We start from the raw sequence: 244 nt of genomic DNA on the forward strand, positions 1-244 counted from the left end.
AGTACATAAAAAAGTATCGGTACCAATAGGCGAACGATCTACATGATAAGAATACACATCTGTGGAAATAAAATCGAACTCATCATCCCGCTCATAGTTTTTAAGTAAATTGAGAGAAGGAAGTGCTCCGAAATCAGTTAATAACTGGAAATCATTTAAGATAATCTCTCTTGCCATATGCCCTTTTTCTGATAGTTGCAGCGCTAAGAGATCCTCTGTAGAAACTTCTGTAACGTTTTCTTTT

Annotated in this window: 1 pseudogene; it reads right to left on the bottom strand. The window is 35.7% G+C overall.

Features of this window, described 5'->3' with window-relative positions:
* Positions 1 to 244: pseudogene (locus tag SCA31_RS25090) on the bottom strand (DUF1826 domain-containing protein); the annotation flags it as partial.

It is taken from the genome of Chryseobacterium sp. SIMBA_028 (assembly GCF_046535285.1).
Classification (GTDB): domain Bacteria; phylum Bacteroidota; class Bacteroidia; order Flavobacteriales; family Weeksellaceae; genus Chryseobacterium.